Here is a 14,222-nt window from a genome sequence, read left to right as displayed (position 1 = left end):
TGAAACGCTTTGGTTCGGTAACGGTGTGGCCCCCGCCGCACTTCCCGGTCAGCGGTTCCGTCAGGATGTTCGGCAGGCATAAACATCCTGTGAGGGGAACCTGTCGATGAGCTACAACCAGCCCGGCCCGTACGGCGGCCAGCCGCCCCAGCAGCCCGGCCCCTACGGCCAGCCGGGCCCGTACGGCCAGCAGCCGCAGCAGCCGGGCCCGTACGGCCAGCCGCAGGCTCCGCAGCCGGGTTACGGGTACCCCCAGCAGGCCCCGCAGGGCGTCCCGCCGCAGCAGCAGCCGCCTTACGGCTATCCGCAGCAGCAGCAGCAGCCGGGCCCGTACGGCCAGCAGCCCCCGTACGGCGCCCCCCAGGGCCCCGGCGGCTACGTCCCCCACCCGCCGGCCCCGAAGAAGTCCAAGGCGGGCTGGATCATCGGCGCGGTCGCGGTGGTCGCGGCGCTCGGCGTGGGCGCGTACTTCGTGTTCGGCGGCGGCGCCGGCGCCTCGGTCGCGAACGACGGCCCGCACAAGCTGATCACGCCGGAGACGGTGCTCACCGAGTACAAGAAGTCTCCCGACCAGGGAGGTTCGGCGGGCAAGGACTCCCTGGAGGAGGCCGAGAAGAACGGCGTCAAGAACGCCCAGAAGGTCAACGCCAGCTACCAGGTGGAGAACAAGGCCAACCCGCTCGCGGCCAAGATGATCTCCTTCAGCGGCCTCTACGGCGAGATCGACGACCCCGAGAAGGTCGTCGACTCCATCTTCGCCACCGCCAAGGCCGAGTCCGAGAAGGAGGCGGCCAAGCCCGACACGCCGCAGCTGGAGGGCAGCCCGCAGGAGTACACGCCGGCGGAGCTCGACGGCGCGATCCTCAAGTGCCAGCAGGCCAAGACGAAGGGGGACGCCAGCAAGAGCGTGCCTGCCTTCACCATCACGATGTGCGTGTGGGCCGACCACAGCACCGTGGGCTTCGTGGTCCCGATGGACCTGGGCTCCGTGATGACGGGCAAGGCCGGCACCCCCGAGGAAGCCGCCACCATCACCGCCAAGCTCCGCAAGGAAGTCCGCGTCAAGCTCTGACACAGCACACGCGGAAGGGGCGCCCCACCTGTCCGGTGGGGCGCCCCTTTCCTGTCCGTACGGCTCAGGCCGACTTCTCGTGCCTGCCGTCGTTCTTCACGATGCGCGGGACCAGCGTCGGGTTCACGTTGTTGCGGACGACGTCCGCCGTGATGACGACCCGGGCCACGTCCTTGCGGGACGGGACCTCGTACATCACCGACTGGAGGACCTCCTCCATGATGGCCCGCAGGCCGCGCGCGCCGGTGCCGCGGAGGATCGCCTGGTCGGCGATGGCTTCCAGGGCCGGGCGGTCGAAGTCCAGTTCCACGCCGTCGAGTTCGAAGAGGCGCTGGTACTGCTTCACCAGGGCGTTCCGCGGCTCGACCAGGATCTGGAGGAGCGCCTCGCGGTCCAGGTTGTGCACGGAGGTGAGGACCGGGAGGCGGCCGATGAACTCGGGGATCATCCCGAACTTCACCAGGTCCTCCGGCATGACCTCCTGGAACTGGTCGCTCGCCTCGATCTCGCGCTTGGAGCGGATGGTCGCCCCGAAGCCGATGCCCTTGGCGCCCGCACGCGACTCGATGATCTTCTCCAGGCCGGCGAAGGCGCCGCCCACGATGAAGAGCACGTTCGTCGTGTCGATCTGAATGAACTCCTGGTGCGGGTGCTTCCGTCCGCCCTGCGGGGGGACCGAGGCCGTGGTCCCTTCCAGGATCTTCAGGAGAGCCTGCTGCACGCCCTCACCGGAGACATCGCGCGTGATCGACGGGTTTTCGCTCTTACGGGCGACCTTGTCGATCTCGTCGATGTAGATGATCCCGGTCTCGGCCTTCTTGACGTCGTAGTCGGCGGCCTGGATCAGCTTCAGCAGGATGTTCTCGACGTCCTCGCCGACATAGCCGGCCTCCGTCAGCGCCGTCGCGTCGGCGATGGCGAACGGGACGTTGAGCATGCGGGCCAGCGTCTGGGCCAGGAGCGTCTTGCCGGAGCCCGTGGGGCCCAGCAGCAGGATGTTGGACTTCGCCAGTTCGATGGCGTCGTCACGGCCCGCCCCGCCGCCGTTCTCTCCGGCCTGGACGCGCTTGTAGTGGTTGTACACCGCGACCGAGAGGGCCTTCTTCGCGGGCTCCTGCCCGACGACGTACCCCTCGAGGAACTCGTAGATCTCGCGAGGCTTGGGAAGTTCCTCCCAGCGCACCTCGCTCGTCTCCGCGAGTTCTTCCTCGATGATCTCGTTGCAGAGGTCGATGCACTCGTCGCAGATGTACACACCGGGTCCCGCGATGAGCTTCTTCACCTGCTTCTGGCTCTTTCCGCAGAACGAGCACTTGAGCAAGTCGCCGCCATCACCGATGCGTGCCACGAGGTGCTTCCCCTTCGCCTGGGAGCGCTTGGTTCAGCGACTCCTGGTGCCTCATATTCGACGGTACCTTGCCGGGCCCCCCGTTCGGGCCCCCCTTGGCACGGTTCACATGGTCGCGATTCGGCCACGTGCTCCGTGCCAGGGGAAGGTCGGGCGTCAGTGCGCCGCGGCGGACGTGCTCTTACGGGTCGACACGATCTGGTCGACGAGGCCGTACGCCAGGGCGTCCTCGGCGGTCAGGATCTTGTCGCGCTCGATGTCGTCGCGGATCTTCTCGATCGGCGTCGAGGAGTGCTTGGCCAGCATGTCCTCCAGCTGGCTGCGCATGCGCAGGATCTCGCGGGCCGCGATCTCCAGGTCGGAGAGCTGCTCACGGCCGGTACCGCCGGACGGCTGGTGGATCAGGATACGGGCGTTCGGCAGGGCCATCCGCTTGCCGGGCGTACCGGCGGCGAGCAGCACGGCCGCGGCGGAGGCCGCCTGGCCCATGCAGACCGTCTGGATGTCCGGCTTCACGAACTGCATCGTGTCGTAGATGGCCGTCAGCGCGGTGAAGGAGCCACCGGGGCTGTTGATGTAGATCGAGATGTCGCGGTCCGGGTCCATCGACTCCAGGCACAGCAGCTGCGCCATGACGTCGTTGGCGGAGGCGTCGTCGATCTGCACGCCGAGGAAGATCACGCGCTCCTCGAACAGCTTCGCGTAGGGGTCGTACTCGCGGATGCCCTGCGAGGTGCGCTCGACGAAGCGCGGCACGACGTAACGGTTGTCCATCGGAGCGCCGGTGTAGAGGCCGCTCGCGGAGAGGTTGTTCTGCATCTGGGTGTTCACCGTCCTGGTGGCGTTCGGTGGGCTGGGGCTCGTGAGCGGACTGCCGGGGCTCAGGCGCCCGTGCCGCCGCCGCCGGGAACACCCGCGGCGTGCGTGATGATGTCGTCGATGAGGCCGTAGTTCTTGGCCTCCTCCGCGGTGAACCAGCGGTCGCGGTCACCGTCGCGGATGATCGCCTCGACGGTCTGGCCGGAGTGGTGCGCGGTGATCTCGGCCATGCGCTTCTTCGTACGGAGAAGGTACTCGGCCTGGATCTTGATGTCGGAGGCGGTGCCGCCGATGCCGGCGGAGCCCTGGTGCATCAGGATGTCGGTGTTCGGCAGGGCGAAGCGCTTGCCGGGGGTGCCGCCGGTGAGCAGGAACTGGCCCATCGAGGCCGCCATGCCCATACCGATGGTCACGACGTCGTTGGGGATGTACTGCATGGTGTCGTAGACGGCCATGCCGGCCGTCACGGAGCCACCGGGGCTGTTGATGTACAGGAAGATGTCCTTGTCCGGCTCTGCGGCCAGGAGGAGCATCTGGGCGGTGATCTTGTTGGCGATGTCGTCGTCGACCTGCTGGCCGAGGAAGATGATGCGCTCGCCGAGCAGCCGGTTGTAGACATGGTCGCCGAGGCCGCCACCGATGGACGGCTCACCCGCGGCGTAAGGCTTCAGATTCGTCACGTATCCACCTGCTCGTCTCCGACGGCCGGGGGCCGTCTCAGCGTCTCGTTCCGAGGGCACTGCCCTCGTATTCATGGACCCTAACGCGCAGGTGGGACAGAGCCATCCCGGTTCCCGAACTGTTCGCTGGGAGCGCAAGGTAGTTGGGGCGTCGGGAGGGGTCCCGCGTACGTCCACGGGCCCGTACGCACAGGAGTGCGTACGGGCCCGTGGAACAGGGTCCGCGCGGGGCGGGGGCCCCTTACTTGTCCTCGGAGACCTCGGCCTCGCCGGCGGCCGCCTCGACGGCGTCGGCGGCGGTCTCGGTCTCGTCCTCGTCGTCCGAGAGGTCGACGACCTCACCGTTGGTGTCGACGACCTTGGCGGCCTCGACGACGACCGCGAGGGCCTTGCCGCGGGCGACCTCGCCGACGAGCATCGGCACCTGGCCGCCCTGGGCCACGGCCTGGGCGAACTGGTCGGGGCTCATGCCGGAGGAGGCGGCACGGCGGAACAGGTGCTCGGTGAGCTCCTCGCGGGAGACGTCGAGCTTCTCCCGGTTGACGAGCTCATCGAGGATGAACTGCGTCTTGATGCCCTTCTCGGCCTGCTCCTTGGTCTCGGCCAGGAACTCTTCCTCGGTCTTGCCCTGGAGCTCCAGGTACTTCGCGAGGTCGATGCCCATCTGGCCGAGCTGGTGGTGCTCCAGGTTGTGCTTGCGGGTGTTGATCTCGTCCTCGAGAAGCTTCTCGGGCATCGGGACCTCGACCAGCTTGAGGAGCTCGTCGAGGACGCGCTCCTGGGCCTGGGTGGCCTGGTCGAACTGCTTCATGTTCTCGAGGCGCTTGCGGCTGTCGGCCTTGAGCTCGTCGAGGGTGTCGAACTCCGACGCCATCTGCGCGAACTCGTCGTCGAGCTCGGGGAGCTCACGGGCGGCGACGGTGGTGACCTTGACGGTGACCTCGGCGTCCTTGCCCTCGGCGGAGCCGCCCTTCAGCTGGGAGGTGAAGGTGGCCTCGCCACCGGCCTCCAGGCCCTTGACGGCCTCGTCGATGCCGTCGAGCAGCTCGCCGGAGCCGATGGTGTACGAGACACCGTCGGCGACACCGTCGGGGAGGATCTCGCCGTCGACCTTGGCTTCGAGGTCGATGGTGACGACGTCGCCGTCCTGAGCGGCACGCTCGACCGGGGAGGTCGAGGCGAAGCGCTCGCGGAGCTGCTCCACGGACTTCTCGATGTCCTCGTCGGTGACCTCGATCGAGTCGACGGTGACCTCGATGCCGGAGTAGTCCGGGATCTCGATCGTCGGGCGGATGTCGACCTCGGCGGTGAAGGCCAGCACCTCCCCGTCCTTCAGCTCGGTGATGTCCACCTCGGGCTGGCCCAGCGGGTTGACCTCGGCCTCGTTGACGGCCTCGGTGTAGAACTTCGGGAGCGCGTCGTTGACGGCCTCTTCCAGCACGGCGCCGCGGCCGAACCGCTGGTCGATCACGCGAGCCGGGATCTTGCCCTTACGGAAGCCCTTGACCGTGACCTGCTGGTTGATCTTCTTGTACGCCGCGTCGAGGCTGTCCTTGAGCTCCTCGAAGGGCACCTCGACAGTGAGCCGAACCCGAGTCGGGTTCAGGGTCTCCACGGCGCTCTTCACGGTTCGGTCTCCTTGTGGCTGATTCCTGGAATCCACCGGCGCCGCGTGTGGCGGTTCCGGCGGGTCGGCCCGGTCAGAAAGACACACGGGCACGCAGCTTGCATAGTAACCGCAAGCGGGATGACGCCCACAACGTGATCAAGAGCGCGCATGGTGGGCGCGTGATCGTCATGGTCGGGGTGGCGGGATTTGAACCCACGGCCTTCCGCTCCCAAAGCGGACGCGCTACCAAGCTGCGCCACACCCCGTCGGTGCGACACGTAGGGTACATGGACGGGGACTGTACGGCGCCCCCTCTTTTACGGGTGTGCGCGAACGGCCCTCGAACCGCTACCATGCTCTTCGTGCCGCGGTCCGTGTGACCTGCGGCGCGATGCTGTGCGGGCGTAGCTCAATGGTAGAGCACTAGTCTTCCAAACTAGCTACGCGGGTTCGATTCCCGTCGCCCGCTCTCATGAAGAAAACCCCAGGCCACCTGGGGTTTTCTTCGTTTTCGGGCCGCCGCAGCTCAGAACTTGATGGAGGCGACCGTCTGCGTTATCGAGTCCAGGAAGCGCTGGATGTCGTCGGCCATCCCGGTGGAGGCGAGGAAGAAGCCGAAGAGCACCGCGACCACCGCCGGGCCGCCCTTGAGGTTCCCCCCTCGGATCAGCACCACCAGGATGATTGCCAACAGCAACACCACAGACAGTGAAATGGCCACAACTGATCACACCCTCGGTCGGTCCCGCCTTGCCGGCCAGGGAGCCCGAGTCCCGGAACACCCCCCGCTGTCTCCATCGTGCCACCAACCTCCCTGCCCTCGCTGCCCGGTGACGAATCGTCTCGTATCGAGAGGCGGTGGAATCAGAGACGAACGGCCAGGGCTTCTCAGGCCGGGCGGCTGATCAGGAGCAGGGCGCGGTCGTCGTTGACGTCCTTGGCGACGGCTTCGATCAGGTGCCAGGCGACGCCCTCGAAGCCCTCGGCGACGCAGCGGTCCGCCTCGCCGGTGAGCCGGTCGATGCCCTCGGCGATGTCCCGGTCCGCGGCCTCGACCAGGCCGTCGGTGAAGAGCATCAGGACGTCGCCGGGGCGCAGCGAGCCCTTGACCGGGTGGAACTCGGCGCGGTCGTAGACGCCGAGGAGGGGGCCTTCGGCGGCCTTCTCCTCCCAGCGGCCGCTGCCCGCGTGGAGCTGGAGGGCGGGCAGATGGCCGGCGGAGAACAGCTCGTAGTCCCCGGAGTCCAGGTCGAGGACGAGGTGGATGGAGGTGGCGAAGCCCTCGTCCCAGTTCTGCCGCAGCAGATAGCCGTTGGCCGCGGGGAGGAAGCCGTGCGGCGGGAGCGAGCCGAGGAGGCCGCCGAAGGCGCCGGAGAGCAGCAGGGACCGGGAGGCGGCGTCCATGCCCTTGCCTGAGACGTCGGTGAGGACGACCTCCAGGGTGCGGCCGCCGTGGGTCCTGGCCGCGACGACGAAGTCGCCGGAGAAGGACTGACCGCCGGCCGGGCGCAGCGCCATCTCGCGGTGCCAGCCCTGCGGGAGGCGGGGCAGGGCGCTCTGGACGCGGATGCGTTCACGCAGGTCGAAGAGCATGGTGCCGCCGCGCCGCCAGGGCACCCCGACCCGGGCCCTGAACTGGGCGATGAGCAGTCCGAAGAGGCCGCAGGCGGCGACGACCAGGACGGTGCCGGGGGTGACCCGGGCGGCGCCCTGGGTGTACGGGCCGAGGACGACGGACTCGACGATGAGGGCGCCGGCCGCCGCCGCGTACAGACCGAGGAGGCTGGCGGGGCGCAACAGCAGTCCGCCGGCGACGATGGGCAGGACGAGCGCGGCGGGTGCGCACCAGACCGGGTCGAGGAGGGTTCCGCAGGCGATGGCCGGAATCATCAGGAAGAGTCCGGCGAACGCGAGCCAGTCGGAGCCGTCCCCGCGGAAGTAGTCGACGCCGGATCTGCGCAGCGCGATGCGGGCCCGGCGGGCGCGTCTGCGCAGCCTGGCCGCGGTCGTGTTCACTCCGGCGCGGTGTCCCATTGGCCTGGACCCTATCCATCCCGTCCGACATCGCGCAGGGGTACCCCGGTGACAATGTGCGTGAAATCGGGTCGCCCCGGGCGGGCGCCGCTGATATCGATGGCATATGACGACTGAACTGCGGGTTCTCGACCCGGATGAATGGGACCGCTGGTACGGGGTGTTGGAGCTTGCGTTCGGGGGCGTGCCGGAGGAACCGGAGGAGCGGCGGCTCTGGCAGGACCTGACCGAGCACGAGCGGTTCCTCGGTACCTGGGACGGGGACCTGCCGGTGGGTACGGCGGGGGCGTTCTCGTTCGGTCTCACGGTGCCGGGCGGGGCGACGGTGCCGGCGGCCGGGGTGACGATGGTGAGCGTGGCCGGCACGCACCGCCGGCGCGGGATCCTGACCGCGATGATGCGGCGGCAGCTGGAGGACGTCCGGGCGTGGGGCGAGCCGCTGGCCGTCCTGACGGCCTCGGAGGCGGAGATCTACGGGCGGTTCGGGTACGGCGCGGCCTCGTACTCGGCGCACGCGACGATTCACACGGACCGGGTGCGGCTGACGGTCCCGGAGGGCACGGACGCGGTGGGGCTGCGGGCCGTCGACCCGGTGGAGGCCTCGGGGGCGTGCGAGGCGGTGTACGCGCGTCTCGTGCCGACCCGGCCGGGGATGCTCGCCCGGCGACCGGGGTGGGAGCGGCTGCCGCTGCTCGATCCGGCGGGGAGCCGTGAGGGCGCGTCGCCCCGGCAGTGCGTGGTGGCGGAGCGGGACGGGGAGGTCGTGGGCTTCGTGCGCTACGCGATCAAGCCGGACTGGTCGTTCGCCGGGGCCGACGGGACGGTGGTGGTCCACGAACTGATGGGGCTCGATCCGGCGGCGGACGCGGCGCTGTGGCGGTTCGTGTGCTCGGTGGACCTGACCACGAAGGTACGGATCCACAGTCGTCCCGTGGACGACGCGTGGCTGGGCCTCGTGTCGGACGTACGGCGGTGCGAGCCGACGCTGCGGGAGGGTTTGTTCCTGCGGCTCGTGGATGTGGGCGCGGCGCTCGAGGCGCGGACGTATCAGGCGCCGGTGGATGTGGTGTTCGAGGTCGAGGACGCGTTCTGTCCGTGGAACGGGGGGCGTTGGCGGTTGACCGGGGACGCGAAGGGCGCGAGCTGTACCCGTACGGAGGACGCGGCGGACGTCGCTCTGTCCGTACGGGAGTTGGGGGCGGCGTACCTGGGCGGGACCTCGCTGGTGTCGTTGGCCGCGGCCGGGCGGGTGCGGGAGCTTCGGGAGGGGGCGCTGGTGGAGGCGTCGGTGGCGTTCGGGTCACCGGTCGCGCCGTGGCTGCCGCACGGGTTCTAGAGGGGCGCAACCCCTGGCCCCTAGGACTGCTGGCAGGTGGGGCACCAGAAGAGGTTGCGGGTGGCGAGGTCCGCCGTGCGGATCTCCGTCGTGCAGAGGTGGCAGGGCATCGTCGCGCGGCGGTAGACATACACCTCGCCGCCGTGGTCGTCGACGCGCGGGGGGCGGCCCATGGCCTCGGGGGTGTGCTCGGGGCGGACCGTGTCGATGCGGTTGAGGCGGACGCCCTCGCGCATCAGGCCGATCAGGTCCGTCCACATCGAGGCCCACTCCTCGCGCGTGATGTCCTTGCCCGCGCGGTACGGGTCGATGCCGTGGCGGAAGAGGACCTCCGCCCGGTAGACGTTGCCGACGCCCGCGATGACCTTCTGGTCCATCAGCAGGGCCGCGATCGTCGTACGGGACGTCGAGATCCGGCGCCAGGCCTTCTCGGGGTCGTCGCCGTCGCGCAGCGGGTCGGGGCCGAGGCGGTCGTGTATCGCGCGCTTCTCGGGTTCGGTGATCAGCGCGCAGGTGGTCGGGCCGCGCAGGTCGGCGTAGTGCTCGTCGTCGACGAGGCGCAGCCGGACCGTGTCCGTGGGCGGCGGCGCCGGAGTCGTACCGAAGCCGAGCTTGCCGAAGAGGCCCAGGTGGACGTGGACCCAGCCGGTGTCCTCGAAGCCGAGGAAGAGGTGCTTGCCGTGGGCGTCGACGCCGTCCAGGATCCGGCCGTCGAGGAGCGCCGCGCTGTCGGAGAACTTGCCCTGCGGGCTGCTGACGCGCACGGGCCGGCCGCCGAAGCGCTCCAGGTGGTCCTGGGCGAGGCGGTGGATCGTATGCCCCTCGGGCACGGCTGCTCTCCTGGCTGACGGGACGACGGCATGGCCGTGCCGCCGGGCTCGGCCGGCGGCACGGGTGAAGGGCGGTCAGCCCTCCTGCGGGTGGTGGGCCGGGATCGGGGGGAGCTCGCCGGTGGTCTCGTACGCGGTGAGCATGTCGATCCGGCGGGTGTGACGCTCGTCACCGGAGTACGGGGTGGTCAGGAAGATCTCGACGAACTTGGTCGCCTCTTCCCGGGTGTGCATCCGACCGCCGACGGAGATCACGTTGGCGTTGTTGTGCTCGCGGCCGAGGGCGGCGGTCTGCTCGCTCCAGGCGAGGGCGGCGCGCACCCCCTTCACCTTGTTCGCGGCGATCTGCTCGCCGTTGCCGGAACCGCCGATGACGATGCCCAGGCTGTCCGCGTCCGCGGCCGTCTTCTCGGCGGCACGCAGGCAGAACGGCGGGTAGTCGTCCAGGGCGTCGTAGATGTGGGGACCGCAGTCGACGGGCTCGTGGCCGTGTGCGGTGAGCCACTCGACGAGGTGGTTCTTGAGTTCGTATCCGGCGTGGTCGGAACCGATGTAGACGCGCATGAAACCGAGTGTGGCATGTCAGGGGCCGGGTAGCAGGCAGCGGGGTCGGGGCCTTCACCCGGTCTGGTACGGACCTTCGACTCTCGCGAAGTGGTCCACACAACGATCCGGAATGAGGTCTTCCGATCACACCCGTTCCCGGTGTTCAATGCTCGGGCTCGCGATCCGAGCGCCCCCCACACGCAAGGAAGCGTTCATGAACACGCAACCGACCCTGACCAAGGACGGCGAGGAGACCGGTACCCCCGGGACACCGCACTCCTCCGACGGCCTCAAGGCCGGTCTCAAGAACCGCCACCTGTCGATGATCGCCATCGGTGGCGTCATCGGTGCCGGTCTCTTCGTCGGCTCCGGCTCCGGCATCGCCGCGGCCGGACCCGCGATCCTGCTGTCGTACTTCCTCGTCGGCACCATGGTCGTCTTCGTCATGCGGATGCTCGGCGAGATGGCCGCCGCCCGGCCGTCCTCCGGCTCCTTCTCCGCCTACGCCGACCGCGCCCTCGGCCGCTGGGCCGGTTTCAGCATCGGCTGGCTCTACTGGTTCTTCTGGGTCGTCGTGCTCGCCGTCGAAGCGACCGCGGGCGCGGTGATCCTGGAGAGCTGGGTCCCGGCCGTGCCGCAGTGGGCCTGGGCGCTCATCGTGATGGTGGTCCTCACGGTCACCAACCTCGGCTCGGTCGCCTCCTACGGCGAGTTCGAGTTCTGGTTCGCCGGCATCAAGGTCGTCGCCATCGGCGCCTTCGTCGTCATCGGCATGCTCGCCGTCTTCGGCGTGCTGCCCGGCTCGGACAACCCGGGCGCCGGATTCGCGCACCTCACCGACACCGGGGGCTTCTTCCCGATGGGCGCGGGCGCGGTCCTCACCGGTGTGCTGATGGTCGTCTTCTCCTTCATGGGCAGCGAGATCGTCACGCTGGCCGCCGGCGAGTCCGAGGACCCGCAGCGCGCGGTCACCAAGGCCACCAACAGCGTGATCTGGCGGATCGGCGTCTTCTACCTGGGCTCGATCTTCATCGTCCTGACCCTGCTGCCGTGGAACGACAAGTCAATCGTCGAGAAGGGCTCGTACGTCGCCGCCCTCGACTCCATCGGCATCGCCCACGCCGGTCAGATCATGAACGTCATCGTCCTCACGGCCGTGCTCTCCTGCCTGAACTCGGGTCTTTACACCGCCTCCCGCATGGCCTTCTCGCTCGGCCGGCGCGGTGACGCGCCCAAGGCCTTCGCCAAGGTCAACAAGCGGGGCGTGCCGACGGCGGCGATCCTCGGCTCGGTCGTCTTCGGCTTCGTCGCGGTCTTCTTCAACTACAAGTGGCCGGACACCGTCTTCGCCTTCCTGCTGAACTCCTCCGGCGCGGTCGCGCTCTTCGTCTGGCTGGTCATCTGTGTGACCCAGCTGCGGATGCGCGGCATCATCCTGCGCGAGACGCCGGAGAAGCTCGTCGTGAAGATGTGGCTCTTCCCGTACCTGACCTGGGCGACGATCGCGATGATCGTCTTCGTCCTCGGCTACATGATCTACGACGGCGGCAGCGCCCGTGAGCAGGTCGTGCTCTCGCTGCTCGTGGCCGCGCTCGTGATCGTGATCGCGCTGGTCAAGGAGCGGTTCAAGAAGGCCTCCGAGCGCGTGTAGCGCCCGGGGCTCCCACGCGGGAGGGCCCGCCGTTCCTCGGGGAACGGCGGGCCCTCCTCGTGTGTGCGCGGGGCTCAGCCCTTGTTGCCGAGCAGCTTCCAGGCGGCCGGCAGGGCGCCCATCGCGAGCGCGGCCTTGAGGGCGTCGCCGATGAGGAACGGGGTGAGGCCGGCGGCCACGGCCTGGCCGAGGGTCATGCCGGTGGCGAGCGCCAGGTAGGGCACGCCGACCGCGTAGATGATCGCGGAGCCGAGGACCATCGCGCCGGCCGTGCGGAGCACCGAGCGGTCGGCGCCGCGGCGGGCGAGGGCGCCGACGACGGTCGCGGCGAGGAGCATGCCGAGGATGTAGCCGAAGGACGGCATGCCGTAGCCGGAGGTGGCCTGCGCGAACCACGGCACGCCCGCCATGCCGGCGACCGCGTACAGGGCGAGGGCGAGGAAGCCGCGGCGGGCACCGAGGGCGGTGCCGACGAGCAGGGCGGCGAAGGTCTGGCCGGAGACCGGGACCGGTGAGCCGGGGACCGGGACCGAGAGCTGCGCGGCGAGGCCGGTGAGGGCGGCGCCGCCGACGACGAGGGCGATGTCGCGGGCGCGGCTCGCCGGGAGCAGGTCGGCGAGGACGGTGCCCGCACGGAGGGTACGGGCGGGGGCTGCGGCGGTGCTCATCGGTACTCCGCGAGGGTGAGGGTGGGTGGGACTGATTGACGGTATGCCAGGAGTGAACGCTCGATCACCGTCAGCGGCCGACAAAGCGGCGGGCGGACGGTTCGTGGAGATCAAACAAATCCCTCCACTGACACCTCGCGCCACGTGACGCTTGTCACTGGGAACTCCTGCACGGAGGTCCCTTTTGCGCCAGAGGACGTTCACTGGAGAGACTGTGGGGTCTCCATAAACCGTCAGAGAGCACGAGCCCCCACATGCACGACTCCCTCACCCCCGAACCGGAGCCCCTCTCCCACGGTCTGAAGCAGCGTCACCTGACGATGCTGGGGCTCGGCGGTGTGATCGGCGCCGGACTCTTCGTCGGCTCGGGTGCGGGCATCGCCGTCGCCGGGCCCGGGATCGTGGTCTCGTATCTGATCGCAGGCGCGCTCGCGATGCTGGTCATGCGGATGCTGGGCGAGATGTCGGCGGCGATGCCGGCGTCGGGGGCCTTCTCGGTCCACGCGGAGCGGGCGCTCGGCCGGTGGGCGGGCTTCTCGGTGGGCTGGCTGTACTGGTTCCTGCTCGTGGTGGTCCTCGCCGTGGAGGCGACGGGCGCGGCGCGCATCGCGCACGGCTGGGTGCCGGGGGTGCCGCAGTGGGGCTGGGTGCTGATCTTCATGGTCGTGTTCACCCTCGCCAACCTCGCGGCGGTGAAGAACTTCGGCGAGTTCGAGTTCTGGTTCGCGGCGCTCAAGGTCGGCGCGATCGTGCTCTTCCTGATCCTCGGGACGCTTGCGATCGTCGGCTGGCTCCCCGACACCGACCCGGTGGGGCTGTCCCATCTGACCGGGCAGGGCGGTTTCCTGCCGAACGGCTGGGCGGGGGTCGTCTCCGGGGTCCTCGCCGTCGTCTTCGCCTTCGGCGGGCTTGAGGTCGTCACGATCGCGGCGGCCGAGTCCGACGACCCGGCGCGGAACGTGGCGCGGGCGGTCCGCAGCGCGGTGTGGCGGATCCTCCTCTTCTACGTGGGCTCGATGCTGGTCATCGTGACGCTGCTGCCGTGGACGTCGATGAAGCCGGGCGAGTCGCCGTACGTCTCGGTCCTGGACGCGATCGGGGTGCCGGCGGCGGGGCAGATCATGAACGTGGTGGTGTTCGTGGCGCTGCTCTCCGCGCTCAACGCCAACCTGTACGGCTCCTCCCGGATGGTGTTCTCGCTCGCGGAGCGCGGGGAGGCACCGAAGGGGCTGCTCCGGGTGTCGGGTGGCGGGGTGCCGCGGCGGGCGGTGCTGGCGTCCGTGGCCTTCGGTTTCGTCTCCGTACTCCTCAATCTGAAGTGGCCGGATTCCGTCTTCCTGTACATGCTCAACGCGGTCGGGGCGGTGCTGCTCTTCGTATGGGCGCTGATCGCCGTCTCGCAGCTGCGGCTGCGGCGCCGGATCGAGCGGGAGGCACCGGAGACGCTGACGCTCAGGATGTGGGGCTTCCCGTGGCTGACCTGGATGGCGCTCGCCGGAATGGCGGCGGTGCTTGTCCTGATGTTGACGGACGACGCGGCGCGCCCGCAGGTGCTGTGGTCGGGGGCGGCGACCGCCGCGGTGCTCCTGGTGGCCGGGGTGCGAGAATTGCGCACGAAGCGGAGGTAGA

General features: G+C 69.3%; 13 protein-coding genes and 2 tRNA genes. 5 read left to right on the top strand and 10 right to left on the bottom strand.

The annotated features are described in order from the left end of the window. Nucleotides 1-106 precede the first annotated feature (106 nt). The gene (locus ACIRB7_RS06790) at nucleotides 107-1,072 is read left to right on the top strand and encodes a hypothetical protein (RefSeq protein ID WP_403593352.1); all 966 of its coding nucleotides are present in this window, start codon (nucleotides 107-109) and stop codon (nucleotides 1,070-1,072) included. Between the two features lie 64 nt (nucleotides 1,073-1,136). Here ACIRB7_RS06790 and clpX read toward each other — a convergent pair whose 3' ends face one another. From clpX to ACIRB7_RS06765, 5 genes are all read right to left on the bottom strand, one after another. Continuing rightward, a complete protein-coding gene (clpX, locus tag ACIRB7_RS06785) occupies nucleotides 1,137-2,420 on the bottom strand; it encodes an ATP-dependent Clp protease ATP-binding subunit ClpX (RefSeq protein ID WP_024755522.1) in 1,284 nt (427 codons plus the stop codon). A 156-nt stretch (nucleotides 2,421-2,576) separates the two neighbouring features. Further along, nucleotides 2,577-3,239, bottom strand: a complete 663-nt coding sequence (locus ACIRB7_RS06780) for an ATP-dependent Clp protease proteolytic subunit (RefSeq protein WP_403594373.1) — start codon at nucleotides 3,237-3,239, stop codon at nucleotides 2,577-2,579. A 62-nt stretch (nucleotides 3,240-3,301) separates the two neighbouring features. Further along, nucleotides 3,302-3,919 carry an ATP-dependent Clp protease proteolytic subunit gene (locus tag ACIRB7_RS06775; RefSeq protein WP_073807395.1) on the bottom strand — a complete coding sequence of 206 codons (618 nt, stop codon included), beginning with the start codon at nucleotides 3,917-3,919 and terminating at the stop codon, nucleotides 3,302-3,304. Between the two features lie 241 nt (nucleotides 3,920-4,160). Next, nucleotides 4,161-5,546, bottom strand: coding sequence for a trigger factor (gene tig / locus ACIRB7_RS06770; RefSeq protein WP_403593348.1), 1,386 nt, complete (start codon nucleotides 5,544-5,546; stop codon nucleotides 4,161-4,163). A gap of 171 nt (nucleotides 5,547-5,717) precedes the next feature. Next, nucleotides 5,718-5,794 (bottom strand) — tRNA-Pro (locus tag ACIRB7_RS06765). A gap of 132 nt (nucleotides 5,795-5,926) precedes the next feature. Between ACIRB7_RS06765 and ACIRB7_RS06760 the strand changes: the two genes are divergently transcribed. Continuing rightward, nucleotides 5,927-5,997, top strand: a tRNA-Gly gene (locus ACIRB7_RS06760). Between the two features lie 57 nt (nucleotides 5,998-6,054). Here the strand turns inward: ACIRB7_RS06760 and ACIRB7_RS06755 are convergent. Together ACIRB7_RS06755 and ACIRB7_RS06750 are read right to left on the bottom strand one after the other, a co-directional pair. Next, nucleotides 6,055-6,249, bottom strand: coding sequence for a hypothetical protein (locus tag ACIRB7_RS06755; RefSeq protein WP_015033610.1), 195 nt, complete (start codon nucleotides 6,247-6,249; stop codon nucleotides 6,055-6,057). A 167-nt stretch (nucleotides 6,250-6,416) separates the two neighbouring features. Then, a complete protein-coding gene (locus ACIRB7_RS06750; RefSeq protein WP_403593345.1) occupies nucleotides 6,417-7,562 on the bottom strand; it encodes a PP2C family protein-serine/threonine phosphatase in 1,146 nt (381 codons plus the stop codon). 106 nt (nucleotides 7,563-7,668) lie between these two features. Between ACIRB7_RS06750 and ACIRB7_RS06745 the strand changes: the two genes are divergently transcribed. After that, a complete protein-coding gene (locus tag ACIRB7_RS06745; RefSeq protein ID WP_403593342.1) occupies nucleotides 7,669-8,898 on the top strand; it encodes a GNAT family N-acetyltransferase in 1,230 nt (409 codons plus the stop codon). A 20-nt stretch (nucleotides 8,899-8,918) separates the two neighbouring features. On the opposite strand, the gene ACIRB7_RS06740 is transcribed toward ACIRB7_RS06745, so the two are convergent. Together ACIRB7_RS06740 and ACIRB7_RS06735 are read right to left on the bottom strand one after the other, a co-directional pair. Then, complete coding sequence (locus ACIRB7_RS06740) at nucleotides 8,919-9,728, bottom strand: Fpg/Nei family DNA glycosylase (RefSeq protein WP_403593339.1); 810 nt, start codon at nucleotides 9,726-9,728, stop codon at nucleotides 8,919-8,921. Nucleotides 9,729-9,803: 75 nt separating this feature from the next. After that, a complete protein-coding gene (locus ACIRB7_RS06735; protein WP_403593337.1) occupies nucleotides 9,804-10,292 on the bottom strand; it encodes a ribose-5-phosphate isomerase in 489 nt (162 codons plus the stop codon). Between the two features lie 196 nt (nucleotides 10,293-10,488). Between ACIRB7_RS06735 and ACIRB7_RS06730 the strand changes: the two genes are divergently transcribed. Continuing rightward, on the top strand, nucleotides 10,489-11,925 hold the full coding sequence (locus ACIRB7_RS06730; protein ID WP_403593334.1) for an amino acid permease: 1,437 nt from the start codon (nucleotides 10,489-10,491) through the stop codon (nucleotides 11,923-11,925). A 74-nt stretch (nucleotides 11,926-11,999) separates the two neighbouring features. Here ACIRB7_RS06730 and ACIRB7_RS06725 read toward each other — a convergent pair whose 3' ends face one another. Beyond that, nucleotides 12,000-12,593: a biotin transporter BioY gene (locus tag ACIRB7_RS06725; protein WP_403593331.1), complete on the bottom strand. Its 594-nt coding sequence runs from the start codon at nucleotides 12,591-12,593 to the stop codon at nucleotides 12,000-12,002. A gap of 254 nt (nucleotides 12,594-12,847) precedes the next feature. On the opposite strand from ACIRB7_RS06725, the gene ACIRB7_RS06720 reads away from it, so the two are divergent. Continuing rightward, entirely contained in the window at nucleotides 12,848-14,221 is a 1,374-nt protein-coding gene (locus ACIRB7_RS06720) for an amino acid permease (protein WP_403593328.1), read from the top strand. Nucleotide 14,222 lies beyond the last annotated feature (1 nt).

Origin of the sequence: Streptomyces sp. NPDC093795 (genome assembly GCF_044764665.1) — a bacterium.
Lineage (GTDB): Bacteria > Actinomycetota > Actinomycetes > Streptomycetales > Streptomycetaceae > Streptomyces.
The sequence above is the reverse complement of the archived record's forward strand: the minus strand, read 5'-3'. Positions and strand labels throughout refer to the sequence as shown.

Excerpts from the sequence above, each read along its gene's own strand:
- ACIRB7_RS06720 (WP_403593328.1), top strand. The coding sequence starts at position 12,848 with ATGCACGACTCCCTCACCCCCGAACCGGAGCCCCTCTCCCACGGTCTG.
- ACIRB7_RS06745 (WP_403593342.1), top strand. The coding sequence starts at position 7,669 with ATGACGACTGAACTGCGGGTTCTCGACCCGGATGAATGGGACCGCTGG.
- ACIRB7_RS06735 (WP_403593337.1), bottom strand. The coding sequence starts at position 10,292 with ATGCGCGTCTACATCGGTTCCGACCACGCCGGATACGAACTCAAGAAC.
- ACIRB7_RS06730 (WP_403593334.1), top strand. The coding sequence starts at position 10,489 with ATGAACACGCAACCGACCCTGACCAAGGACGGCGAGGAGACCGGTACC.
- ACIRB7_RS06750 (WP_403593345.1), bottom strand. The coding sequence starts at position 7,562 with ATGGGACACCGCGCCGGAGTGAACACGACCGCGGCCAGGCTGCGCAGA.
- ACIRB7_RS06790 (WP_403593352.1), top strand. The coding sequence starts at position 107 with ATGAGCTACAACCAGCCCGGCCCGTACGGCGGCCAGCCGCCCCAGCAG.
- ACIRB7_RS06725 (WP_403593331.1), bottom strand. The coding sequence starts at position 12,593 with ATGAGCACCGCCGCAGCCCCCGCCCGTACCCTCCGTGCGGGCACCGTC.
- ACIRB7_RS06780 (WP_403594373.1), bottom strand. The coding sequence starts at position 3,239 with ATGCAGAACAACCTCTCCGCGAGCGGCCTCTACACCGGCGCTCCGATG.